Annotated in this window: 21 protein-coding genes and 1 riboswitch; of the genes, 13 read left to right on the top strand and 8 right to left on the bottom strand. The window is 43.3% G+C overall.

The genetic code is table 11. From position 1 onward, the window contains the following. Positions 1–49 precede the first annotated feature (49 nt). On the top strand, positions 50–1,018 hold the full coding sequence (locus tag JI665_RS25100; RefSeq protein ID WP_206845422.1) for a DMT family transporter: 969 nt from the start codon (positions 50–52) through the stop codon (positions 1,016–1,018). Positions 1,019–1,131: 113 nt separating this feature from the next. Continuing rightward, the gene (locus tag JI665_RS25095; protein ID WP_206845372.1) at positions 1,132–1,809 is read left to right on the top strand and encodes a DUF421 domain-containing protein; all 678 of its coding nucleotides are present in this window, start codon (positions 1,132–1,134) and stop codon (positions 1,807–1,809) included. 29 nt (positions 1,810–1,838) lie between these two features. Here JI665_RS25095 and JI665_RS25090 read toward each other — a convergent pair whose 3' ends face one another. The 4 genes from JI665_RS25090 to JI665_RS25075 all read right to left on the bottom strand — a co-directional run bounded on the left by JI665_RS25090 (position 1,839) and on the right by JI665_RS25075 (position 5,927). After that, positions 1,839–2,801: a D-2-hydroxyacid dehydrogenase gene (locus tag JI665_RS25090; protein ID WP_206845369.1), complete on the bottom strand. Its 963-nt coding sequence runs from the start codon at positions 2,799–2,801 to the stop codon at positions 1,839–1,841. Between the two features lie 195 nt (positions 2,802–2,996). Continuing rightward, positions 2,997–3,344, bottom strand: coding sequence for a hypothetical protein (locus JI665_RS25085; RefSeq protein ID WP_009335932.1), 348 nt, complete (start codon positions 3,342–3,344; stop codon positions 2,997–2,999). Positions 3,345–3,454: 110 nt separating this feature from the next. Further along, positions 3,455–4,273, bottom strand: a complete 819-nt coding sequence (locus JI665_RS25080) for an MBL fold metallo-hydrolase (RefSeq protein ID WP_244671321.1) — start codon at positions 4,271–4,273, stop codon at positions 3,455–3,457. Positions 4,274–4,460: 187 nt separating this feature from the next. After that, on the bottom strand, positions 4,461–5,927 hold the full coding sequence (locus tag JI665_RS25075; protein ID WP_206845362.1) for a TerD family protein: 1,467 nt from the start codon (positions 5,925–5,927) through the stop codon (positions 4,461–4,463). A 198-nt stretch (positions 5,928–6,125) separates the two neighbouring features. Here JI665_RS25075 and JI665_RS25070 point away from each other — a divergent pair, with 198 nt between their 5' ends. Further along, positions 6,126–6,845 carry a glycerophosphodiester phosphodiesterase gene (locus JI665_RS25070; RefSeq protein WP_206845359.1) on the top strand — a complete coding sequence of 240 codons (720 nt, stop codon included), beginning with the start codon at positions 6,126–6,128 and terminating at the stop codon, positions 6,843–6,845. Between the two features lie 224 nt (positions 6,846–7,069). Here JI665_RS25070 and JI665_RS25065 read toward each other — a convergent pair whose 3' ends face one another. The 3 genes from JI665_RS25065 to JI665_RS25055 all read right to left on the bottom strand — a co-directional run bounded on the left by JI665_RS25065 (position 7,070) and on the right by JI665_RS25055 (position 9,689). Then, positions 7,070–7,510, bottom strand: a complete 441-nt coding sequence (locus JI665_RS25065) for a hypothetical protein (protein WP_206845354.1) — start codon at positions 7,508–7,510, stop codon at positions 7,070–7,072. A 9-nt stretch (positions 7,511–7,519) separates the two neighbouring features. Then, positions 7,520–7,870 carry an ASCH domain-containing protein gene (locus JI665_RS25060; RefSeq protein ID WP_206845352.1) on the bottom strand — a complete coding sequence of 117 codons (351 nt, stop codon included), beginning with the start codon at positions 7,868–7,870 and terminating at the stop codon, positions 7,520–7,522. Positions 7,871–7,997: 127 nt separating this feature from the next. Next, positions 7,998–9,689: a glutamine--tRNA ligase/YqeY domain fusion protein gene (locus JI665_RS25055; RefSeq protein ID WP_206845349.1), complete on the bottom strand. Its 1,692-nt coding sequence runs from the start codon at positions 9,687–9,689 to the stop codon at positions 7,998–8,000. Between the two features lie 302 nt (positions 9,690–9,991). On the opposite strand from JI665_RS25055, the gene JI665_RS25050 reads away from it, so the two are divergent. From JI665_RS25050 to JI665_RS25030, 5 genes are all read left to right on the top strand, one after another. Continuing rightward, positions 9,992–10,753 carry an alpha/beta hydrolase gene (locus JI665_RS25050; protein WP_206845348.1) on the top strand — a complete coding sequence of 254 codons (762 nt, stop codon included), beginning with the start codon at positions 9,992–9,994 and terminating at the stop codon, positions 10,751–10,753. Between the two features lie 183 nt (positions 10,754–10,936). Continuing rightward, complete coding sequence (locus tag JI665_RS25045) at positions 10,937–12,139, top strand: MFS transporter (RefSeq protein WP_206845347.1); 1,203 nt, start codon at positions 10,937–10,939, stop codon at positions 12,137–12,139. A 340-nt stretch (positions 12,140–12,479) separates the two neighbouring features. Beyond that, positions 12,480–15,227: a dynamin family protein gene (locus JI665_RS25040; protein WP_206845346.1), complete on the top strand. Its 2,748-nt coding sequence runs from the start codon at positions 12,480–12,482 to the stop codon at positions 15,225–15,227. A 180-nt stretch (positions 15,228–15,407) separates the two neighbouring features. After that, positions 15,408–18,203: a response regulator gene (locus JI665_RS25035; protein ID WP_206845345.1), complete on the top strand. Its 2,796-nt coding sequence runs from the start codon at positions 15,408–15,410 to the stop codon at positions 18,201–18,203. An 81-nt stretch (positions 18,204–18,284) separates the two neighbouring features. Continuing rightward, entirely contained in the window at positions 18,285–19,100 is an 816-nt protein-coding gene (locus JI665_RS25030; protein ID WP_206845344.1) for a CheR family methyltransferase, read from the top strand. A 65-nt stretch (positions 19,101–19,165) separates the two neighbouring features. Here the strand turns inward: JI665_RS25030 and JI665_RS25025 are convergent, their stop codons facing one another. Continuing rightward, the gene (locus JI665_RS25025) at positions 19,166–20,308 is read right to left on the bottom strand and encodes a SpoIIE family protein phosphatase (protein WP_206845343.1); all 1,143 of its coding nucleotides are present in this window, start codon (positions 20,306–20,308) and stop codon (positions 19,166–19,168) included. Positions 20,309–20,656: 348 nt separating this feature from the next. Here JI665_RS25025 and JI665_RS25020 point away from each other — a divergent pair, with 348 nt between their 5' ends. The 5 genes from JI665_RS25020 (at position 20,657) to JI665_RS25000 (ending at position 25,771) form a co-directional block, all read left to right on the top strand. Next, positions 20,657–22,021 carry an aspartate kinase gene (locus JI665_RS25020; protein WP_206845342.1) on the top strand — a complete coding sequence of 455 codons (1,365 nt, stop codon included), beginning with the start codon at positions 20,657–20,659 and terminating at the stop codon, positions 22,019–22,021. A 279-nt stretch (positions 22,022–22,300) separates the two neighbouring features. Further along, positions 22,301–22,933 carry a glycosyltransferase gene (locus tag JI665_RS25015; protein WP_206845339.1) on the top strand — a complete coding sequence of 211 codons (633 nt, stop codon included), beginning with the start codon at positions 22,301–22,303 and terminating at the stop codon, positions 22,931–22,933. 141 nt (positions 22,934–23,074) lie between these two features. Further along, positions 23,075–24,262 (top strand): MFS transporter, encoded by a 1,188-nt coding sequence (locus JI665_RS25010; RefSeq protein ID WP_206845334.1) that lies wholly within the window; start codon positions 23,075–23,077, stop codon positions 24,260–24,262. A gap of 188 nt (positions 24,263–24,450) precedes the next feature. Then, positions 24,451–24,550, top strand: a riboswitch (glycine riboswitch). 147 nt (positions 24,551–24,697) lie between these two features. After that, complete coding sequence (purU, locus tag JI665_RS25005) at positions 24,698–25,564, top strand: formyltetrahydrofolate deformylase (protein ID WP_206845332.1); 867 nt, start codon at positions 24,698–24,700, stop codon at positions 25,562–25,564. An 81-nt stretch (positions 25,565–25,645) separates the two neighbouring features. Next, positions 25,646–25,771 (top strand): FbpB family small basic protein, encoded by a 126-nt coding sequence (locus JI665_RS25000; protein ID WP_019380090.1) that lies wholly within the window; start codon positions 25,646–25,648, stop codon positions 25,769–25,771. The last annotated feature ends 200 nt before the right edge of the window (positions 25,772–25,971 follow it).

Below are 25,971 nucleotides of genomic sequence, written 5' to 3'. Positions count from 1 at the left end.
CATATTTTAAAGCTTTAAAAAGACATATTACCATTTGAAATATGATAAAATGATACAAATTATGAACTTGGATTTTCTGGAAAGAAGGATCGATGTGAATAATATAAAAACATACATTCTCCTCACTTTCATCATGGCTTCATGGGGATTGAATGTGAGCATTATAAAAATACTTGTCAGTTATTTTCCTCCGGTATCGATTACTTCTTTGCGAATACTAACTGCAGGTATAACTGTATTTTTGATATTAAGCATAATGGGAAAAGTGAGAAAGCCGAGCTTGAGGGAACTCTCGTACATAGTATTTGGCGGCCTTTTAAGTGTTGTCAGCCACCATCTTTTTCTGGCCATAGGCCTAACGGGAACAAGCGCGGTGAATGGAGGACTTATATTAGGTGCCGGTCCGCTCTTGACAGCCATCCTGTCTTCTATTTTGCTGCGTCATAAGCCTACAGGCATTCAGGTGCTTGGTTTTCTGCTTGGCGGTTCAGGCGTGACTTTTATTGTCCTTTCAGGGAATAAAGGGATATCGAGCTTAACTCCGGGAGATTTCTTTGTGTTCCTTTCCATTCTTTCACAGGCTCTTAGCTTCATTATAATCAGCAAGGCTTCGAAAACGCTAGATCCGCGATTGCTGACAGGCTATATGCTGGTTTTTGGAGGAGTGATCCTGTTTGTAATGGGCAGCATAATGGAACCTGGCGGACTTAAGGGTATAATCGAAGCCCCAGCCTATGTTTGGGCTGCGTTTGCCGCATCTGCCGTATTGGCAACAGCTATCGGCCATATGGTTTATAACACAGCCATCCGTAATATCGGGCCAGCAGAAGCAAGTATCTTTTTGAACCTGAATACCTTTTTCTCATTGGCAGGCTCAGCGTTCATACTTGGTGAAGTAATTTCTGTAAACCATATGCTCGGGCTGGTTCTTATTGTGGGAGGTGTCCTTTCAGGCTCTGGGGCATTGGAGGATTTAGTATTCAGGAAGCGGAGAAAAGAGAAAAGCCAGTATATGTAAAGTGATCTCTTGACATAGAGATCATTTTTTTTGCAAAAAGTGGAATAGTGGAAAAGGTGTATTTAAAGACCGCTAAGGGGAATAGAGAGGCTATAGAGAGAGGAGGAGCATTGATGTATTTATCAATAACAGTAAAAATGGCTGTTGGACTGGTAACGCTGTTAGCTGTAACCCGTATTCTTGGAAAGAAGGAGCTTTCACAGGTCACCCCTTTTGATTTTGTCTATGCAGTTGTACTTGGAGGGATTATTGAGGAAACCATTTATGATGACAAAGTAACAGCGCTGCAAGTGATCTATTCGGCTTTATTATGGGGAGCATTTATTTACATTATTGAAATTCTGGCAAAAAAGAAAAATATATTCAGGGCGATTTTAAAGGGAAGGGAGTCGATCCTTGTCAAGGATGGCAAGCTGAATGTAAAGGAGATGGAGAAGAACCATCTTGAAATGGAACAGCTGAGAACCATGCTGCGCCAAAAAGGAATATTCAGTATGAATGAAGTTAAATATGCTTACCTTGAGACCAATGGGGGCTTAAGTGTAATGAAATACCAAAAACAAGAGCCTGTCACTCCTGAAATGATGAAACTTGAGGTAAAAGAAAAGAAACCTTCAACTTTATTGATTGATGAAGGAGAAGTAGTAGAAGGCGGACTGAAATTACTGGGGAAAGATGGAAATTGGCTAAGGGAATCTATTAAAACGGAAGGCTGGCAAAATATCAAAGATATTTTCTGTGCAGAGTGGTCGGAAGAAGAAGGGTTTTATATCGTAGCGTATAAAAAATGAGCCTTGCGAATGCTGCAAGGCCCTCTTTATTAATATCCCTTTTTATAATCTACTTGATTAATGCCGGGAGTACCGCTGTTAATGTACTCCTTTAAATTAGGTATGAATATATCTTCAATTACACGCTTGGTATAGTATTCCGTGGAGCCGGCTGTATGCGGAGTAATGATGACATTATCATGTTCCCATAACGGGCTGTCTTCAGAAAGCGGCTCCTTTTCAAATACATCCAGGCCTGCACCGGCAATCTGCCCGTTCTGCAGTGCGGCAATCAAATCTGTTTCTTTTACAATTTCACCCCGGCCGATATTGATGAAGAAAGCAGAATTCTTCATGCGGGAAAACTGTTCGGCTCCGAATAACTGCCGTGTTTCCTGTGTAAGCGGAAGTGTGACGACAACATAGTCACAAAGAGGAAGCACCTCATTCAGCTGGCCGGAAGTGTACATTTCATCTATATACTCTTCGGGTTTTCCGGAGTGCCGAACTCCAATCACCTTCATGCCGAATGCTTTGGCAATCCTGGCGGTTTCCTTCCCGATAGCGCCTGTGCCTATCAAGCCGATGGTTTTATTATGAATTTCAAGCTTCATTCCAGAATGATGCCATACCTTGGCTTGCTGATTTTTTACATATGTATGGATTTTGCGTGTGAGCCCAAGCATTAAGGCGAAAATCGTTTCTGAAATGGGGTTTGCATGTACGCCATTTGCGCTGGTAATCTGGATGCCCTGTGATTCCATTTCTGCCAGGGGCAGGGAATCAACCCCGGCACTCCAGGACTGGAACCAGCGGAGGCTGCTGCTTCCCTCAAGGACCATCTCTTTTAAATCCTTTTTCCAGCCGGCGATCACTTCGGCTTCTTTCATCTCATTGTACCAGTTTGCTGGATCTTTTCCGGAAATGAGCTCCCAATCGGGGATGACTTCTTTAATTTTATCAATCTGTGAGGGTTCCAGATCATGTGTGACAATACAGGTTCTTTTTGACATATGTGTTCCTCCGGTTTTTATTTTTTTGAAAAGTCGGTAAATATATCATAGTCTATAAAACAATAAATGTGAACTTTTCTGATGAAATGAAAAATAGCATAGAATAGCAATGATACGATAAACAAGTTAGTTTATGCTGATCGATACGAAAACAAAAGAGCCCCCGGACGCTGGAACCGGGGGCTAAACTATCTATTAAGAGGGCTGAAAACCTATTAATTTTGCTTTCTTATCAACGCCGAGTGTCTGTTTATCCGGGAAGGTAATGACAGAACTGATATAATCCCATCGGATTAAAAAATGGGTGACGCAATCCTCTTCCTTTTGCTGCTCTTCCGGGATGTCGGTACCGTCTTCCTCTTTGACCATAGTACGTTTGAAGCAAGGATTCTCAACCCAGATTCCCATGCTTTCTGTCTTGATCAGTTTAACAAGATACCATTCATCGGGCTGATAAATGCCTGTGATGGACCCGACGAGATCATTTGGAAAGTTCTTGAATTTTATTTGGATTTTTTGTCCTGTAAAATTTTCAAGATGCATATATGAACCTCCTGAACTATTAGAATTCGTTTTTATACTCTTCCTTTTTTGGATTGTTTTAAACATCAAAAAAGCAAGATTCACACGATTTGGTGAACCTTGCTTTTTTTCTAACGTTCTCCGTCTACATATTTTCCATGGTCAGGGACGGCAATTTCATCAAATTCATTTACGAGCCTGGCGAGGCTTTCCTTTAATACAGCGGCAGCCATTGGAATGCCATGGCCAGTGATGGCTACATCTGGCTGAAGGGCTTCAAGTTTCTGTACAGAAGTCCGGGCAGCATCCCAATCAGTTGTCAGGTAGCGGGGCGGGCCGCTGATTTCCTGTTCCTGGGTGAGCACACTGTATAAGGACTCCTGCTTCACTGTTACAAAAGCATCTCCTGCAATCAGCACGCGATCCGACTCTCTGAATAGGGAGACATGGCCGGGAGTATGACCTGGTGTGTGAATCCACTTCCATCCTTCCATTAAGGGAACATTTCCGTCATCAGGTAATGGCTGAACATGGGTTCCGAGATCAATGCCTTCATGCGGAAAAGTGGGGGACATCTTTGCGACAAGTCCGCCTTCAACACTCGCATCAGGCTTTGGATAATCCTGCTGTCCCGTTAAGAATGGCATTTCCAGTGTATGAGCGTATACAGGAACCTGCCAGCGCTCAACCAAATCGATAATTGCACCAACATGATCAAAGTGGCCATGTGTAAGAATAATGGCTTTCGGTTTGGCATTCTCTCCAAAGAGTTCTTCCGCCGCATCCATGATTTTCTCTGCAGATTTTGGCATGCCTGCGTCAACCAGAACCCAGTCGCCAGGCTTCTCTGATGTTCGAACAAAACAAACATTCACAATCTGTACTGTAAGGCAGTAGACTCCATCCGCTTCATTAACAATCATTCCGCTCGTGGAGGAAGTCATGGGCATATATCGTTCCGTAGACGAACTTTCCTTCAAGGATATTACCTCCTTAGTAATTTTAGAAATAACAGGGCCTTTATCTTTTTGAGTATACCCGCAGGTGAACTTTGTATGCGGCATATTCAGGAGGAGAAGGGAATAAATACAAAAAAAAGCTCTGCCGCATTTTGGCAGAGCTGAGGAATTTCACATATTAAGATAGGAATTCATGAGGGTTTAATCCGAGTTCCATGCAGATCTCTGTAACAGCCTGTTTTTCATTTTGATCAAAGTTCCCATCAGCATAACCGATCGCGATGCAATAACGGGCTACAAGGCGGGCAATCTCAGGCTTATTTCTTACCCGGCCAACTGCTTTGAAGGCTTCGGCCCGGCCGATGATCGGATCCATCTCAATCCGCTGGACGAACATATTGAATTGCTGTATCACTTTTTGCGTATCAAATACTTTTAATTCCTGGCTGCTGTTTACAAACTCGACCATCTTTTGGCGTTCAGATGGATCAAGCCTGCCATCTGCCATGCCGACAAGAGCACATGAAGCTACAACGGCGTCCATGACATCCTGGCTCTTGAATCGTGTAAACAGCTCCTGGGCACGCCGCTTTTGATCATTTGCCCACTGTGCGTAATCTGTCTGATTAGGCGACCATGAATTGCCGCAGGAATTACAGGTGAGCTTCAGCTGATTTTTTCCAATAAAGCCGCCAAGAAGTCCTACAGGCCCAAGGATGAGTCCTCCAATCGCCGCTTTTCCAAGGCCAAATCCTTTTTGGCCGGTGCGGATGTTAGTGGATCCACAGCGGGTGCAGGCAATATTTCCATCAGTATAGGATTGAGCCTGAACCGGCTGCCCAATACCTGTCTGCCCTCCAAATGAAGATGGCTGCGAAGGTGGAGTGTTATAAGAAGCCTGATTGTAGGCAGGCTGGCCAAAGGACGACGGGCTGTAGCCTGATTGTGCCTGCTGGCTATATGGCTGCTGGTTTTGCTGTGGACTGAATCCTTGAGCTGGCTGTCCAAAATGGGCTTGCTGCTGATATTGACTCTGGCTGAATGACGCCTGCGGACTTGAAGCGGGCTCATCATCTACGGAAACGCCGAAATTGCGGCAAAGAGCAGCTAATCCGCCCTGGAATCCGCTTGCAATGGCATTGAATTTCCACTCGCCATTGTGACGGTAAAGCTCCGCAGCGACGATGGCTGTTTCAACAGTAAAATCGCGCCCAAGGTCGAAGCGGATAAGCTCTTCGTTTGTCATGGCATTAAAAATTCTCACATAGGCATTGGAAACTTGTCCAAAGTTCTGACCTTTCATCTGGGCATCATGAATGGTAATAGTAAAAGCAATTCGATGGATATGCTGCGGCACCTTATTTAACTCGATGCGGATTTGCTCATCATCCCCTGCACCGGCACCAGTTCTGTTATCACTGCTGTAAAGGATCGATCCGTTTCCGCCGGATGGATTATTATAAAACACAAAGTCACTATCACTTTGCACTTTGCCGGATCCACCTGTTAAAAATGCTGAAGCGTCCAGGTCATATTGCGATTGATTATGGCTGACATCCCAGCCCAATCCTGCCACCACAACCTGCAAACCAGGATTAGTTTTGGTCAAATCTACTTTTTGTCCCTTGCTCAATCGAACTCCCACAGATTTCACTCCTAATTCGTTTTTATGTATGAATATCTTGTAATACGTTCTGAGAAGAAAGAAGTTTCATAGTTTTCATTATAAGGGAATTGGATGCGAAGTGAAACTTGAGCGGCTATTCTGAGGATGAAAAAATGGTTTTGGGGCAGGCCGTAGAATAGAATATATATAAATGTTGTTGATATAGGAGGAGATAATTTGAATAAAAGAGCAAAAGTCTTTGCACACCGCGGCGCCAGTGGACATTTTCCGGAAAATACGATGGCCGCATTCCAGGCTGCTTTGGAGGCAGGAGCAGATGGCATTGAATTGGATGTGCAGATGGCGAAGGATGGTACGCTTGTGATCATTCATGACGAAAAGGTGGACAGAACGACGGGCGGAACCGGTTATATTAAGGACATGATCTTTGAAGAAATCCTTCAGCTTGATGTCTGGTTTGCGGATGTGAACGCCGGAGAAACAATCCCCGATCTGGAGAAATTTTTAAAATGGGCAGTGATGGAGGGCAACGAACTGCTGATTAATATTGAATTGAAAAATGATTTGATTGAATATCCCGGGATGGAAGAAAAGGTAATTGACCTTATCCTTAAATATGGATTGGAAAAGCGTGTCATAATATCATCTTTCAATGCAGAGAGTCTGAAGAGAGTCCGGAACTTGCATGCCACTTTGCAGACAGGCTATTTGATTGAAGGCATCCCTGAAAACATACTCGAAATCGCAAAAAGCATCGGGGCAAACAGCATTCATTGTGAAGAGGGATTTGCTTTATCAGAGTTTGGCAGAGAAGCAAAAGAAGCGGGTTTTCCTTTGCGGGTATATACCGTAAATGATGAAACCCGCAGCGGATTGTTAAATAATGCCGGAGTCGAAGTGATTATGACAGACTTTCCGGAAAGGTTTTTGAAATAATAAGTTAGTTGCATGTGGAAATTCTGATTATCGGCACAGAGTTCGTATAATGCTATTTTATAGACACCGCATCTTCAGCAAAAGGCAAAAGAAGCGGCATCAAAGCACATGATAGTTACCACATCTTCAGCAAAGGTCAAAAAAAGCTGCATAAAACCGTGAAAATATGGATTTATCCATGCATAAAAAAACAAGCGCACATCATGAGCGCTTGTTTTTTATCCTTACCAAAGCACAGGCTTGGCCACCATGAACCAGAGCATGAGCATTAATAGAAAAAGATATATCCAGACGGAGCGGGTAAGCTTCCTGACAAGAAACTGCTGATCTGCTCCAGGCTCATCAAATTTCTTCAGAACGGGAGAGAAGGCCCGGGCGAGAAAAAAGACGGAACCTCCCATTACAGCCAGTGTCGCAACGATCCAGGATGTCGTCCAAGCCCAGTGGCTGTACACGATAAGAAGGACACCCGAGCCTACAAGTACATGTCCTGCATGTTTGACAAGGCGCACGGATGTCCTGAAGATGCTTATGTATGCCTGCTGAACCCCGGGCTCGGCCGATTCCAATTTATTGACGATTGGAATCAGAACAAAAAATGGCCCAACAGAAAGTATGGCACTGCTGACATGGAGGTACAGCAGTATGCGGTACATTATGTCCATCCCGGCAGATTACTTCTTCACTGCGCTGAATTCATGAACCCATACACGCATCTGCGGAAGCCACGGCATTCCCGGATGCATGGAAAGAATGGATTGTTTGTAGTCTTCCAAGCTTTCGAAACCTTCCTGGCGGGCATGATCGTCTGTTAACTCACCAAGGGATTGGGAATAAACTTTATCTACAACAAAGTCCTGGCCTTCAAGTGTCATGATTTCCCCGATATCAGCGTATCTGCCATTACGGCGTGTGGCTGTTTTTTTTCCTGCAAGAACCTTCTCAACATCCTCTTTAACTGTGACCATTCGGTCTACGGAACATGTTTTTGGCGGTAATGTATTTGGATCATGCTGATTTGCCATTTTGCTATTCCTCCTTATGTAAATGCTTACCTTTTAAACCTTACCACATTTTCAAGCCGGAAGGTAGCTGTGTATAAGAGCAGTGTTTACAAAAAAAGCTTGAGGAAACCTTCCTCAAGCTTAGAAATTATTTTAACTTAAATGAACTCTTCAGCGATACAATCCTGTTAAAAACAGGTTTTTCTGCTGATGTGTGTTTCGGGTCGACATTGAAATAGCCATGACGGAAGAATTGGAATTTATCCTGGGCTTTTACATCCTTCATGTTAGGTTCAATGAAACCATGAACAATTTCAAGTGAGTTCGGGTTCACATAGTCAAGGAACGTTTTCCCTTCCGCATCGTTTTCAGCAGCATCATCTGTGTCTGCCTCAGCATTCTGATCGGCATCTTCGTCAAGAATCAATGGCTCGTATAAACGGAATTCAGCCGGAATGGCACTCTTTGCATCCACCCAGTGAAGCGTACCCTTTACTTTTCGGCCGGTAAAACCTGTTCCGCTCTTCGTTTCAGGGTCATATGTGCACTGCAGCTCAACAACATTGCCATCCTCATCCTTGATGACATCGTTGCACTTGATGAAGTATGCATGCTTTAAGCGTACTTCATTGCCAGGGAAGAGGCGGAAATATTTTTTCGGCGGATCTTCCATGAAATCGTCCTGCTCAACATAAATCTCCCTCGAGAAAGGAATTTGGCGCATGCCCATCTCAGGATTTTCCGGATTGATTTCCGCATCAAGCATTTCAGTTTGATCTTCCGGGTAGTTTGTGATCACAACCTTTAATGGGCGAAGCACACCCATTGTGCGAGGGGCTTTCAATTTCAGGTCTTCGCGGACATAATGCTCAAGCATGGCCTCATCCACTACACCGGACCCTTTTGAAACACCCGTTTCTTTTACGAACTCTCGGATTGCTTCCGGAGTATAGCCCTTGCGTCTTAGACCGGAAATCGTCGGCATGCGCGGGTCATCCCAGCCATCTACATAATTTTCTTCCACAAGCTGCTTCAATTTTCTTTTGCTCATAACTGTATTAGAAATATTTAGGCGGCCAAACTCAATTTGCTGCGGCGTGCTTTCCATTTCACACTCTGCGACAACCCAGTTATATAGCGGGCGCTGATCTTCAAACTCGGTTGTACATAAGGAATGGGTAACTCCTTCGATTGCATCCTCAAGCGGGTGGGCAAATGCATACATCGGATAGATGCACCACGTATCCCCCGTATTGTGGTGAGTTGCATGTGAAACACGATAGATAACCGGATCGCGCAAGTTCAGGTTCGGTGATGACATGTCGATCTTTGCTCTGAGAACCTTTGCTCCGTTTTCAAATTCACCTTTACGCATGCGTTCAAATAAATCAAGATTCTCTTCAGCTGAACGGCTTCGGTATGGGCTTTCTTTCCCAGGCTCTGTCAGCGTTCCGCGGTATTGACGGATCTCTTCCTGGCTTAAGTCATCCACATATGCTTTTCCTTTCTTGATTAAAAGAACTGCACGGTTGTACATTTCCTCGAAGTAATTCGATGCAAAATGAAGCTCCTCCCATTCGTAGCCAAGCCATTTAACATCCTCTTTAATGGCATCCACAAATTCCTGATCTTCCTTTAGCGGATTCGTATCATCAAAACGGAGGTTTGTCTTGCCATTAAAATCATCTGCCAGGCCGAAGTTGATGACTATCGATTTGGCATGTCCGATATGAAGATAACCGTTCGGCTCAGGCGGGAAACGAGTAATGACCTCTTTGCGCTTTCCTGATTCCAGATCCTCTTTAATAATCGTTCGTATAAAATTTGAATTGTTTTCCAAACCGGTATCAGCCTTTCTGTTTATGTAGTTAGTACTTATTTTAATAATATCGGGAAGGAAAATAAAGCGAAACTTCCCTTAGCTGCGCTCCTAATGCCTGCTTTTTTGTTTATAGGGCAATGCTGCTAATTTCTATATTCATTCTATCTATTATAAACAAGTCGATGCTGGAAAAAAAGTTTTTCTGAAGACTGGATGCGAAGTTTTACAAAAATGTTAAATGCTTTCAAATAAGGAGGGATAGAGGAATAGTAAAAGAATATCTCTTAATAGGAAATAACCTATTGAATGGAGGAAGGAACATGCCTGAGAAGTATCCTATTTTAGAAGGCGCAGAACCTTTTTATTATGAAGGAAATGAGATTGGGATTTTGGTATCGCATGGCTTTACGGGCTCAACACAAAGCATGCGTCCGCTAGGGGAAGCTTATGCAAATGCAGGGTATACGGTCTGCGGCCCAAGGCTGCGGGGACACGGCACTCATTATGAAGAAATGGAAACAACGACCTATCAGGATTGGATTCATTCTGTTGAAGAAGGCTATCAGTGGCTGAAAGAGCGCTGCAGTACGATATTTGTTACAGGTCTGTCGATGGGCGGTACCCTGACATTGTATATGGCCGAGAAATATCCGGAGATTAAGGGGATTATCCCGATTAATGCAGCTATTGAGATTTCTGATATGGCTGAAGCAGCCAGCCTGGATGTCCGCTTCCTTGATGCAATTGGTTCAGACATTAAAAACCCTGATATAAAAGAGCTTGCCTATGAAAGGACACCGGTTAAATCGCTTGGTGAAATAACAGAATTGATGAAGAAGGTCAAAGCCGATTTAGGAAAAGTGACTTGTCCTGCGCTGATTTTTGTCTCAAAAGAAGATCATGTAGTTCCGCCTTCCAATTCGCAGGAAATATACAGCAGCATTAAATCAGCTGCAAAGGAATTGGTCACCCTGGACAACAGCTATCATGTGGCAACACTGGATAACGATCAGGACATCATTATCGAAAGAACACTGCATTTTTTGCAGCGGGTACTGGAAACAAGCAGTCTGCAGGGGTGACGGGGGAGCTTAATCTGGCTCCCTTTTTTATGTACTGCATATAGAAGGTTTTCATTGTTTCAATAAAGTTCTGCACCTTGATGTGATGCTAAATTCCCGTTCCTTTTTTCAATCAGTTATAGTAGTATTTAGTGATGCGAAATAATTAACTGATTTATTCTGGAGATAAAAAGAAAGCGGGGGATGCAGTTGATAAAGGCTGTTAAAGAGACTTTGTGGACAAAGTCTTTCATTATGCTGATGGTCGGAAATTTATTTGTCTTTATGTCGTTTCAGATGCTGATTCCGACACTGCCTCCATATATAAAGTCCATAGGAGCAACTGGTCTTGAAATTGGGCTTGTTACGGCACTGTTTTCGATTGGAGCCGTTTTGAGCAGACCTTTCATCGGATTCATGCTTGAATATAGAGCAAGGAAGCAGCTGGTGCTGATTGGGGCAGCGGCGCTTCTGGCCATAACGGTTATATATCCGCTGTCAAGCGTGGTGATGATTTTTCTGCTGTTCCGATTCATCCACGGGCTCGCTTGGGGATGGTCAACAACTGTGAATGGGACGGCTGCTGTAGATGTAGTGCCTAATTCCCGTCTTGGAGAGGGAATGGGTTACTATGGCCTCAGCGTTACGATCGGGATGATCATCGCTCCGAGTCTTGGAATCTATCTATATCAGATTACTTCTTTTACCAACCTTATTTATATCTCGAGTGTACTTGGTGTAATTGCCATCGGCCTCCTATCCATTGTTCGCTACGAAACGCCTGCAGCTGTTCTGGAAACAAGGAAAGAGGATCTGAAATTTTCTTACTTAGGCTCATTAATCGAAAAATCCAGCTGGTTTCCTGCCTTTATTACGATTATTGTGACATTTGGGTATGGTTCCATCGTAACGTTCATCGTAATTTTTGGAGAAGAGCGCGGCATTGATCAGATTTTCCTTTTCTACCTGTTCAATGCGACCATGGCATCGCTTTCGAGGCCAATTGCCGGAAAGTGGTTTGACCAGCGTGGGCCAAAGGGACTTGTACTGCTTTGCACGTTCTTGACCTTTATTGGCATGTGGGTACTTTCTTTCGCTCATTCGAATTTGTTTATTATCATAAGCGGAATTTTGTTCGGGATTGGCTTTGGATCGTTGATTCCTACTCTGCAGTCATGGACGCTGTCGATGACACCACCCAACCGCCGGGGTGTGGCAAATGGAATGTTCTTCTCATCCATCGACCTTGGCATTGGACTAAGCGGCCTTGTGTTTGGGGTGCTTGCACAGTTTGTGGAAACGGCAGCACTGTTCCAAATATCAAGTGTGTTCCTGATTCTTGGCATGGCTGTTACAGTCCTTTATGGCAGACGGCGCTCAGCCGCCCGCCCGCAGCAAGCCTCTTAATGAAGAATGAAAACTGGCAGACAGGAATATATATTTCTGTCTGCCAGTTTTTATTTTGATTTGGGGTGGTATTAATAAAGTAAAGATGGTTCCAATCATTAAGAATATTACACAGGAATACAGCAATGTTTCAAAAATGATAGAGAAATGAAATTTTTTGCAGAAAAATTTTTGCTACAATATAAGGATAAAGGATGAAAATTGGCGCATTATGCGTTTTTTATAAAAGCATGCTGATAAAGCCCTATGATATTAGGAAATCAGCAGGCTGTTCAATAAACTCTTTTAAAAGCCGGTGCCTCTAGGCACACTTTTAATAATAGCACTGCGGGGGATCAAGATGACTTTAGAGAAGCAGCTAATCAGCAAAACCTTTTACGAGACCTTCATGGGATCTAATGAAAATGTGCATCCGATCAGGGTTTTGGGTGAACTGTATGTGGCTGAGCAGCAGAACGAAGTGCCCGATTTAACCAATATCCGTTTCGCCCAGGGTGAGGTGTATTTCCTTAACAAGGATTATGAAGCGGCCATTTTTAAATGGGAGAGCATCCCGAATGAATTGGGGCCATGGGCACAGAAAAATATGGCTGATGCCTATTTTGAATTGGATTTGCTTTCAAATGCGGAGGACTTTTACAAATCGATTGAAACAGATTCAGAGGTGTTGAAAACCGAAGTGCTCCTTCAGCTGTTTTCACTTTACATACAGCGAGGCAAGCTTGAACTTGCTGTAGAAGCCATTAAAGATGCGGTTCGATTAAATCCGGATTATCCGGATGTGACCGATCTGGCACGCGGATTCTTTGAAGAACACAGCGATTGGGGAAATGCAGTGGAGCTGGCTGTCAATGAAGCAATCAGGACGGAATCCATATCCTGGTTTGAAGTTCTTCACTCGTATGTGGAGCAGGGGCGGACAGTTAAAACGGAGCCGAACTATTTCAGTGAGGCGCTTGCGGTATTATACCGTGTGGACGAGGCTCATTTTGAAAGTTTATCAGCGGCTCTATGGAATAGCTACAAGAAATCAGATCTGTATTTCTCATGGCTGAAAGAATTTAACCATCTTCTCCTGAATATGGAGCCAGGGCGCTCACATACATGGAGCCTGCTTTCCGAGCTTTACAAGGATACTTATTTTGAATTAATCAGCGGTAAGCATCTAATCCGGGACTTATCACACCTGATACCGAATCATATAACTAACTGGGTGAAAATAGCTGCACCTTCGCATTCCCTTGTTTCGGCTTCGGCAGTGCTGGCGTGGAGCGAAATTTTCCCGTCCAACATTGATTCATCAGCTGTCAGCGAGGCAGAGGGCCTTGTGAATCGCTCTGTTCGCTTTCAGGATAGCTTGGAGGAAAGCTTCAAGCTATTTGAAAATGTCATGAAATGGGCGAAGGAAAAGGGCGTGCTAATGGGGGAACGCTTTGAATGGATGGTCCGTGAGCTCCTTGATTTGGATGCCGGGCATTTGCTGATTGCCGGTGCGGCTTCAAATGGGAAATCCTCGTTTGTCAACACTCTTCTCGGTGAAGAGCTGATGGGAGATTCCACTTCTGCTTCAGTGCTGTTCAAGGATAGTGATGAAGCGGAAATTCATGCCGTTACGGACGAGGAAGTGCGGAGTATTTCTGATCTGGAGGACTTTAGGCAAAGCGCAGAAAAAAGCCAGCAGACGCTTATACGATGCAAAATGCCATTCGGCTTTTTACAGAATAATAGACTTGCTGTCATTGATACGCCTGGTCTTGCGGGGCAAAGCAAGTTCAGAAATGGTGTGTTCCAATATCTGCATTTCGCAGACAGCATGCTGTTTGTCCTGAATGCGGATTCGCCTCTGACAGATAAAGAGCTGGATCTTGCTGTGAGAATGAGAGAGCAGGCTCCGGAATTGCCTATTCATTTCCTTCTCAGTAAAATGGACCGGATTCCAGACAGCCAGGATGCCATGGATCTTCTTGATGAAACTCAGTCCCGTGTGCATACCTACTTTCCAAAAGCAAAGGTGTTTGCTTTCTCCGCGTATTATGAAAGCGAAAGCCAGCTGAAAGATTTAGCAGTCTTTATCAAGTCGATGGTGGATCGAGGGGACCGGAAAGAAGAGCGTACAGCAAAGGTTCTTTACTATGTTAAAAAATCGATCAAATTCCTTCTTGAAAAACGCGTAGAGATGGAAAACAGCTTGATTGATACTATTAAATGGAACGAAGAAATGGTAACAAAACTTAAGGGTGCCAACAATCAGCTGAGTGATATGGAAGAAGAAAAGGTCCGGACAATTAAAAAGTCCTACAGCCAAATTAAAGATAAAATGAGACAGGATCTTGAGAAAAAGATTCCGGAACTGCTTCGGAATTGTTCTGAAATGGTGACAGAGGACAGTGATTTTGGAAAAATCCACACAGAACTCAATGACGAAATGAATAATCGGGTACATGAATATATTGAAGAGACGGTTTTGCCGGATTTCCATGTTTCCATTCAGGAGTGGATTGCTGAAAGTGAAGGAGAGTTCAGAAGCAGCCAGGCATATCTGGATGAAATGAGCGAAAGCTTCAATGAGCTATATGGCGAGGAGAAAATCTCGCTTGGCTGTGACTTTAGGGTTCTGGATGACTGGCGCCGCGACGCGGATCGAATGACACGGGGAAGTGTTCAGCTGGAAAAGGCGAACATTCTAAACCGCTTTTCGCCATCGCAGTTCCTGCTGAAGAGTGCAGGCAAGCTGCTTGGTGCGATCCAGCAGAATAAAGCCATGCTCCATAATAAATATAAACAGTTCATTGAACATGAAGACTATAGTGAGATCGCAGAATCCATCACCAATAAATTCATGCAGCAATTCGAGCTTTTCGAGAAATCACTTGAACGGGATATTAAAATGTTTTTCAGAAATCCGTTTGATGTATTGAATCATACGGTTGAAGAGACCTATACCGACATTGCAGATAATAAAGAAGCTTTAAGCGATATGCGCAAAAATCCTGAGATTTACCAGGATCCCCTGACACTATTTGACCTGAAGCTGCGCCAGTTTGAATGGATGACTTCAGCAGGGGGAAAAGTTAAGGAATATCGTTGAAAATTAGGGGGGAGTTTTCCTTCCTTTTTTTTATGAAAAAAATAGAAAAAACAGGTTTGATTTATAACGAATAAGGGTAAAGAAGCTAGTCTATTAAAATCTTAAACTCATAAACGTGAACATGAACTTGAAATCGGAAACAAAGATAAAGAAAAATTGGGGGAAAGAAGGAGAGAACAGGTGAGTTTTAAGGGAAAGCAAATAATGGGTTTGGGCCTAACCGTATTTTTTATGTTTATTCTAATGTTTGTCATTCTGTCTATGGTGAATGGAATGAAGGCGAACATGCTGGAAATTGTGGAGGATCGCTATTATAAGGTAAACCAGGCTACAGAGATCAGACAGCTTTTTTACCAGACAGATCAGCAGCTGCTGAGTGTGCTCACCGACATAGAATCGGCAGATCCAGCCATGACGGCTGAATTGATTGAGGCAAACCATGAAGGGATACAAACCCGGATTTTGAAATTGGAAAATGAATTAAATAGACAGAAATCGAGCCTGCTATTAAAGGAAGTAGAACAGGCATATGAATCATATGCCCAAATGCAAAACAGCTTCATTGGATTAATGGGAGGCGGAGATCTGGATTCCCTGGAAGATCTGTACAGGGAAGAAAGGGAAAACCGAAACTCTCTTCTGGTTAAGCTGGCTGAATTTAAAGAATATCAGGAATCCATCATGGCTGATTCCCTGGAAAGTGCAAATGAAACGTATAATCAGTTAGTATCGACTTTGGTTGCTGCGGTTGCAATAGCTATTATTTTAATCGTCGGAGTGACGGTTTGGGTGATTAGAAGTACAGGCAGAAGCATCAGCTTAATTACAAAGGGAATTAAGGATATTGATTATCAAGACCTTTCTTCCATTTCAAGGCTGAATATCGAAACAAAAGATGAGATCGGTGAAATCGCGATAGCCTTCAACTCTATGGCTGATTCACTGGAGAATTATTACGAAAAAGAACAGCGCTATTCGGCTGAAATCAGTGAGCAGAACTGGATTCAAAGCCAGTCTGCTGCATTAGTAAGCATCTATAGCCAGCATGTGGCCATAGGGAATTTGGCAGATGATTTTATTTCTAGGGTGGCACCTGCTGCCGGAGCCAATCTCGGAGTAATTTATGTGAAGGATGACAGCGGAAGCAAACCTGTATTTAAAAAACAAGCTGCTTATGCCGATGGAGCGGAAGATGCAGGAAGAGACTTTTTCTTTGCCGGAGAAGGAATAGCAGGGCAAACAGTCAGGGATAAGAAAACAATATTACTTCAAGATGTTCCGGAGGATTACAAGGTCCTATCAACCGGTTTGGGAGATGTCAGGCCGAAAAGCATCATGATGGCACCTGTCATGCTCAAAGATGAGGTCGTTGCAGTTGTGGAATTGGCAAGTTTGAGGCAATTCACTGATGCACAGATCAAGCTCCTGGAAAAAGTAATTGATACATTAGGAATAGCCATTACCAATATTTCAGGAAGAATGGAGATCGAACGCTTATTGGCAGAATCTCAGGCACAGACAGAGGAACTTCAGGCACAGGCTGAAGAGCTGCAGTCCCAGTCGGAGGAACTGCAGGCCCAATCTGAAGAAATGCAGAGTCAATCCGAAGAGCTGCGCATGATTAATGAACAGCTTGAAGAGCGCTCCAGAGATGCGGAAATGAAATCCGAAGAACTTCAGGCTGCCAAGGAAGAGCTGGAGGAAAAAGCAAAGCAGCTGAGTTTAAGCTCAAAATACAAGTCAGAATTCCTGGCAAATATGTCGCATGAGCTGCGCACGCCGCTTAACAGCATATTGCTTTTATCAGAGATGCTGGCAGAAGATCCGGATCAAATCCTCACTGAGGAACAGAAGGAGTTTTCCAAGGTTATTCATACATCCGGACAGGATTTGCTTACCCTGATCAATGATATTCTGGACCTTTCAAAAGTAGAAGTAGGAAAACTGGAGATAAGCTTTGAGGAAGTCAATATGGGTGAAATGTCGCAACGTATGAAGCAGCATTTTACACAAGTGGCAAAGCATAAAAACCTTGAGTTTACTGTAAGCTCTTCAGAAGAAGTGCCGCCTGTATTCAATACCGATGAGCAGCGGCTCCAGCAAATTGTGAAAAATCTCCTGTCAAATGCATTTAAATTTACGGAAGAAGGTTCAGTAGCAGTCACTTTTGAAAAAGCCGCACAGAGCGATTTCTTTGGTTTGCCGCTATCCACCTATACAGATGACTGGCTTAAAGTAACAGTGCTGGATACAGGTATTGGCATTCCAGCGGAAAAGCAGCAGCTGATTTTTGAAGCCTTCCAGCAGGCTGATGGAGCCACGATGAGAAGATATGGCGGAACGGGCCTGGGATTGTCCATCTCCAAGGAATTTGCCCAGCTGCTCGGCGGCATTTGCAAAGTGGAGAGTGAAGAAGGAAAAGGAAGCCGCTTTACACTGGTCATTCCTAATCTGCCAAACGGCATGCCTGATATAGAGGCAGGTTCGCTTGCTTTAGAAGAAGCAGCTGTAACCGCTGAACCTCTGGAGGAAGTGTCTGAGGCAGCAGAACCCCCAGCTGCTGAAGGAATTAGTGAAGCAGAGCATCAGCATACAGGTACTGAGCTTAAAGATAAAACAGTCATAGTCGTAGATGATGATCACAGAAATATTTATGCGCTGAAAAATGCTTTAAATAAAGAAGGCATGAATGTCCTTACAGCAGAAAACGGGATGCAGTGCCTGGATTTAATAATGGGTACAGAAAAGATTGATATTGTGCTGATGGATATTATGATGCCGGTTATGGATGGTTATGAAACCATGAAGAGGCTTCGCGGGCTGGACAGGCATCAGGATGTTCCAATCATTGCCCTTACTGCCAAGGCAATGAAAGGCGATAGGGAAAAGTGCATGGAAGCTGGTGCAACAGATTATATCAGCAAGCCGTTAAAACTGGACCAGCTGCTGTCCGTAATGAGGGTGTGGCTTTCATAGAAGGAACCCGGGGGGCACCAGTCCTGACATACGGACACTGTCACCATAATTTTATTCTCGAAAGTTGAGGAATGGATAGAATTGAAAAAGGAAGAATTAGAGATAGATTTACTTTTAAAGGCCATTTACGGTTTATCCGGGTATGATTTCCGGCAATATATGCGCTCTTCTATTGCGAGGAGGATACAAAATCGCATTAGCAGGGATCGGCTGCCCAGCATAACAAGCCTCACAGAGAAGGTTATACATGAAGATGGATATCTGCAAAAGGTCCTGAGCGATTTTTCAATTAATGTTACCGAAATGTTCCGGGACCCTTCGTTTTTTAAAGCTTTTCGAAATGAGGCTGTCCCGATGCTCAGAGAATTGCCTGAGATCAGAATTTGGCATGCAGGCTGTTCGACTGGAGAGGAAGCCTATTCCATGTCTATTTTGATGGAGGAGGAAGGTCTGGGGGAACGAACTAAAATTTATGCCACAGACATCAATGAAAAGGTGCTGAAAAAGGCTGAGAGCGGAATGATCCCTCTGCAAAAAATGCAGCTCTACACAAAGAATTACATTATGGCAGGCGGAAAAAAATCATTTTCTGAATACTACACTACCGATTGTGAAGCAGCTTATTTGAATTCATCCCTGCTTGATAGAATGGTTTTTGCACAGCATAATCTGGTGACCGATGGTTCTTTTAATGAATTTCATGTGATTATATGCCGCAATGTCATGATTTATTTTAACACTGATCTGCAAAGCCATGTTTTTAATCTTTTCAATGAAAGCCTTAGCAGGGGAGGTTTTCTGGGACTTGGAAGCAAGGAAGCGCTGAGGATGGAAGTGCCCGTATTTGAAGAAATCAACCTGCAGGAAAAGATTTTCAGGAAGACCGCTCAAGCATAAGAAAAACAGAGTGCGGGCCCTATTTGAGGGACTGCACTCTGTTTTTTTGCAAAAATATTATGTAACTAATTTGCCTGAACCAGAACAACACACATATCATCATCGGCGCTTGCCTGCTGCTCTTTAGTCAAAATCATATCTATTGGTTCTGCTGTTCGGGCTGCATTCCAATGGAAGGATGCGAAGCGCTGAAGATATTCACAAGGGTTAAGATTATTCTGTTCCACTGCTTCTTCTACTCCGTCCGTAAACAGGAGCAGCTGGATGGAGTCTATATAGGGAATTGTTTCTTTTTGGATCGTAATATCTTCAAAAAAGCCTACTGCACACATATTGCTGGTTAAACTGACCATTTCCTTTTTATCTGTGAGTGCATATCCGGTTGGATGTCCGGCATTTACATACTCGACGGTTTTGTCTTTTTTATTAAGGACGAGATAAATGGCTGTAAAATAATATGGAATCCGCTGATTGCGCTGATTAAGGGAGTTCATCCACCGATTTAGTTCCTTCATGACGTATTCAGGATCGCTGCATGTTCTGATAGCATCCCTTAGTACAGAAGAGATAAACATGCATACAAGGGATGCTGAAATTCCGTGGCCCATCATATCCAGCTGGATGGCAGCAAAGCGGTGTTCATCTATTTGGTGCCAGTAATACATATCCCCTGCAAGTTTGTTGGCCGGCAGGTAGGAAGCCTTTAACAGTGTATGTTCATGATAAATCGGCTCACTCAGCATGCTGGTCTGAACCTGCATGGATAAATCCAATTCATTCTTGATTTTATTTTCCTGCTCCTTATGCCAGTCCTTTTCATATTTAAGTCTTAAAGCAGCACGAATCCGGGCAAGCAGTTCCGTTTTATTTATGGGCTTCATAACATAATCAGTTCCGCCCGCATCTAGTGCCTCAGCTACTTTATTTGAATCTTCCAATGCAGTTACAAAAATCACCGGAATATCCTTTAAATGCGGAATCTGCTGAAGCCGCCGGCATGCTTCAATTCCATCCATCTCCGGCATCATAATATCCATTAAGATAATGTCTGCTTTTATATCAGCTGAGAAAGGTGAATATCCCTGAAGATGCTGAAACATATCCTTTGCAGAAGAAAACGTTAAATGGTCTTTATATCCGGCGCGTTTTAATATATGCTGAATGACAAACAAATTGGCTTGATTATCGTCCACAACTAGGATTCCCATAGACTTTTTCCCTTCCCGTGTTTTTACGATTGAATTCTTTATATAAATATCCTTAACATATACCCCGTTTTGGAATGGGAAAAACCATAATATTAATAGTTTTTTGCTTTAGGCAATTCAGCATAACGGCATAAAATAAACTATATATTGTAAGCGTTTTCTTTTATTTTTCTAAAATAATAATATTAAGCGATATAATCACGCTAATTAATCATATTTAATATATCTACATACCTTTGTGTATTTTTATGGTGAACATCTGTGTTTTTCAGATAGAATTTTCTCTTGATTTCTTTGCGGATAAGAGTAAAATAAAGATTAAATTTTCAGAGATTAGGAGATGTCAGAATGAAAGTCGTGAAGTTCGGAGGATCTTCTTTAGCATCCGGAAAGCAAATCGAGAAGGTTTTCAATATTGTAAATGCAGATCCAGAGCGGAAGATAATAGTCGTCTCGGCTCCTGGTAAGCGATTTTCAGCAGACAATAAGGTTACTGATTTATTAATCGCATGTGCAGAAAAACGGAATCAGGGGGAGGCAGCTGATGATTTGGCTGAAGCTGTATTGGATCGGTATGGCCAAATAGCTGATGAATTGGAGCTTGATCCAAAAATTAAAGATATAATTAGGGAGGATCTTTTTACAAGGCTCTCCAGCGATACAGATGATCCTGAAGTTTTTATGGATCTGATTAAGGCGAGCGGCGAGGATAATAACGCTAAGCTTGTTGCAGCATATTTTCAGCAGCAGGGAGTAGAAGCAAGGTATGTGAACCCGAATGAAGCGGGATTGCTTGTAAGCCCTGAGCCCGGAAATGCACAGGTTCTTCCTGAGGCATATGAGAATCTATATTCCTTAAGGGAACAGGACGGGATTATCATTTTTCCAGGTTTCTTTGGATATAGCAGGGAAGGGCAGGTGTTCACATTTTCAAGAAGCGGATCGGATGTAACAGGTTCCATTTTGGCTGGGGCAGCCAAAGCGGACTTGTATGAAAACTTTACAGATGTGGATGCTGTATTTTCGGTAAATCCATTTATTGTGGAAAGTCCTAAAGAAATCAAAGAATTGACATACCGCGAAATGCGGGAGCTCTCCTATGCAGGTTTTACCGTCCTGCATGATGAAGCACTTGTGCCGGCATTCAGGGCTGGTATTCCTGTGCAGATTAAAAATACGAATAATCCATCTGCTCCTGGCACCAGGATTGTGAACAAGCGCGCTAACACAAACGGACCTGTGATCGGGATTGCCAGTGATCAGGGATTCTGCAGCATATACGTCGGCAAATACTTAATGAACAGGGAAGTAGGCTTCGGGAGGAAGCTGCTGACCATTTTGGAAGAGTATGGCCTCAGCTATGAGCATACGCCGTCAGGAATTGATGACATCTCCATTATTCTTCGGGAAAACCAATTTACTGATGGTATGGAGGAAGAGATTCTGAGACGTATTCAACGTGAACTTCACGCGGATGAGGTGAAAATCCAGCACAGCCTGTCGCTTATCATGGTAGTTGGTGAGGGGATGCGCCAAAACATCGGAACAATGGCCCGCGCCTCCAAAGCCCTCGCTAAAGCGAAAGTCAATATGGAAATGATCAATCAGGGCTCATCTGAAGTGAGCATGATGTTTGGCGTACAGGCAGTGGATGAAAAACGCGCGGTACAGGCGCTTTATAATGAGTTTTTTGCTGCGGTGGCAGCTGTGTGATCATTATCCTAAAGTAAATCTGTTTATATGAAAGTAAAATGATTTATCCGAAAGTAAAGCTGTTTATATGAAAGTAAAATGATTTATCCGAAAGTAAATCTGTTTAAACGAAAGTAAAATGATTTATCTGAAAGTAAATAGGCTTTATATGCAAATAAATCAAACGTTTGATTGAAAAAGCTTGGGGCACTAGCCTCGAGCTTTATTTTTTTGGAATGAAAAATCTTAAGATAATCAAAATAAGAAGGAAACTTTTTCAATCTGGAAGGAGAAAAGGATATGAAGAAATTACTGATACTGGGAATAATGCTGATGATTCCGCTGAATATGCTGGCAGCTCCAGGCAATGCAGCTGCACAGAAACCGTGTATCACACAATCAGAGGTTAAGTTTGAAAATGAATTCCGCAGATTATGGATCGACCATGTATTATGGACAAGCAATTATATTACAAGTGCTACAACAGCCGGGGCGGAGGATCAGAAACAGGTTCTGGCAAGGCTCTTGAAAAACCAGGAGGATATCGGCAATTCGATAAAGCCCTATTATGGAGATGCTGCAGGAAATAAGCTTACAGAACTGCTTAAGGAGCATATAGTTATTGCAGGAGATATTGTGGAAGCTGCCAAGAGCGGGCAAGGCGCCAAAGTGAATCAGCTGAACAAAGAATGGCATCGCAATGCCGATGATATGGCTGCTTTTATAAGCAATGCCAATCCTAATCTGAAAAATGAAGATGTTAAAAAGTTGCTGTACACGTATCTCGAATTAGTGACGGATGATTTAACAGCGAGCCTTGTTAAGGATTGGGATGCCAGAATTGTTTCTATTGATGACGGTGTGACACATATTATCATGATGGCAGATGCCATTTCAAATGCAGTTGTGAAGCAATTCCCGGACAAATTCTAAGGGTGAATATAAGAGGCTTCAGCACATGCTGGAGCTTCTCTTATTTTTCCTTTGACAAAGCAGCCTGTCTCATTATAAGCTATTTAGCGTGCCGAAAAAAATAATGTAAATTTTTCACATATAGAAGGAGGGGTATCCGCTATGTCTGGGGATCAAAAGAAAAAGATGATCATATTGATGATCAATATGTTTATTGCGATTGGAAGCTTTGGGATTATTATTCCGATTTTGCCGGCTTATTTGGAATCCATTAATCAGGGGGGAACGGCAGCAGGCCTGATGATTGCCATTTTCGCGGGTGCCCAGCTGATTTTTTCTCCCATTGCTGGAAAATGGGCTGACCAGTATGGCCGCAGAAAGATGATTATTTACGGGTTAGCTGGTTTGACACTATCCATGGTTGTCTTTTATGCAGTAGATTCCATTTGGCTGCTTTACTTTTCACGTGTCATTGGAGGCATAGGGGCAGCCTTGCTGATTCCAGCTATTTTTGCTTACATTGCTGATATTACTACCATGGAGCAGCGTGCAAAGGGGAATGGCCTTGTCTCAGCTGCGATGTCACTTGGAATTGTGGTTGGGCCTGGAATTGGCGGATTTTTGGCAGACTTCGGCTTGAAAATGCCATTTCTGATTTCAGCGCTTGTATCTCTAGTGGCTGTTATTTTTTCAATTGTGCTCCTCGAAGAAAGCAGCACATTGCAGACGGTGCCAGGAGAGATGCCTGAAGAGGAACCGATGGTCAAGAAGCTGGCAATGTCTGTTAAGAAGCCATATTTTATTCCGCTTGTTATTACATTGGTGATGAGCTTTGGGCTAATGGCGTATGAATCTGTGCTGGGGCTGTACCTTGATAATGAGTTTGCTGCTACTCCACAGGAAATTGCCATTATGGTGACTTCAACGGGGGTCATTAGTGTTATTGTTCAGTTATTTGTAGTCGATCGGGTGGTTAATAAATTCGGAGAAGGCAAGGTATTGAATATCTTTTTAGCTGTTGCAGCGTCAGGATTCCTTGTCTCACTGTTTGCAGGCAGCTATGCGCTTTTCTTCGTTATTTCACTGATCATTTTCCTTGCTACTTCCATCCTGCGTCCCGTTTTAACCACGCTAATCTCAAAAATGGCCGGCAATGAGCAGGGATTTGCGATGGGTATGAACAATGCTTATATGAGTATTGGAAACGTGCTTGGGCCGACGATTGCAGGTGTACTCTACGATGTCCGGATAACTTATCCGTTTGTTCTCGGTCTGGCCTTATTGATCGTTACATTGTTTATCACGATTGCCTGGCAGAAAAAGGAGCCGAAACCGAAAGCGGCTGTATAGAAACGGCTTGGAGACTTTGTCTTCAAGCTTTTTTTGTTTTTTCTGCCATTTATTCAAGACCAAATTATAAATCGGCATTGAAAGAATCATAATTGGCTTTAATTGTGGCAATTTTGTGAAAGAAACGCAGTTCGATTGACATAGTGCAAATAATGTATTATTCTGAAAATAACAAAAATATTGAGCGAATGACGGCTGCGGGAGAGAGCATTCAGTAGCCACCGAAGGAGCAAGCTTCAAAAATACCCTTGAAGCCAATCTCTCAGGTAGACAGACCGCAGTCAGACGCATCTCTGGAGAGCGCGCAGGAATCCTGCGACACCAAAGGGGTTAAACTCTCAGGTAAAAGGACAGGGAAGGGGGATAAAGAAGCCGCCTTTTTCTGTCCTTTTTATATGGATGGCAGCTTCGGGAAAAGCAGATGGAGGAATCTATATGAATACAAATATCAATGCAAACAGGGCGACATTGCTGATATCCTGTCCTGAGAGGCCTGGCATTATCTCCACAGTCTCCAATTTCCTGCTGGAGCATAAGGCTAACATTGTCCATTTTGACCAGCACACAACCGATCCGCTGGCAGGCATCTTCTTTATGAGGATTGAATTCGATATGAACCATTTTGATGAGTCCTTTTCAAAACTGAAAGAGGATCTGCCTGAAATGGCCAGTGAATATTCAATGGAGTGGAAGCTAAGCGGCAAAGGCGAGCGCAAGCGGATGGCCATATTTGTTTCTAAGATGGATCACTGTCTGCTGGAGCTGCTATGGCGCTGGAAATCGAAGGAGCTTGAAGTGGATATTCCCTTGGTGATCAGTAATCATCCCGACATGAGGGAAGTGGTGGAGGGTTTCGGAATACCTTATCATCATGTTCCGATTACGCCTGACACTAAAGCTGAAGCCGAGCAAAAGACGGTGGAGCTGCTGGATGGAAAAGTAGATTTCATTGTACTGGCAAGATATATGCAGATCCTTTCGCCCAGCTTTATTTCCAAATATCCAAACAGGATTATCAATATCCATCATAGCTTTCTGCCAGCCTTCGTGGGAGCCAATCCTTATGCACGGGCGTTTAACCGCGGAGTCAAGCTGATTGGGGCAACAGCTCATTATGTAACGAATGATTTGGATGAAGGCCCGATCATTGAGCAGGATGTCCAGCGGGTTAACCACCGACACACTGCACAGGATCTCAAAATTGCAGGACGGCATGTGGAAAGACAGGTCCTCGCTCAGGCGGTCGCCTGGCATGTGGAAGACAAAGTCATTGTGCATGGAAATAAGACGATTGTATTTTAGGTGACAGACACCATGCACTGTCAAAAAAAATAGATCCAGCATCCAGGAGATTACAGACATCATGAGAGAAGGTGAGCAGAAATGAAAAAGAAAAAATTATCAATGCTTGAAATGATTAAGGCAAATAAAGAGGAGCTTTTAAAAGATAGCCGGGAGCTTGAAAAAATTGAAAAGAAAATAGACGATAAATATGCAAAAGCACAGTAAGAGAGTACACCCGGCCTGGGAGTAAAAATGGCCGGGTGTTTTTTTATGGAGCTGAGTTACGAAGTGAAAATGGCACGAGATGCTATTGAGGATTAGTGTCTGCGGGAAGAGTATGAAATGAACGAAGGGAGCTAATGAGGGAGAATAGCGTCTTTGAGGAGAGGTATGAGGAGTGAAGGGAACTAATAAGGATGAATAGG

The sequence above is a fragment of the Bacillus sp. NTK034 genome (genome assembly GCF_017303275.1).
Lineage (GTDB): Bacteria > Bacillota > Bacilli > Bacillales > Cytobacillaceae > Cytobacillus.
The sequence above is the reverse complement of the archived record's forward strand: the minus strand, read 5'-3'. Positions and strand labels throughout refer to the sequence as shown.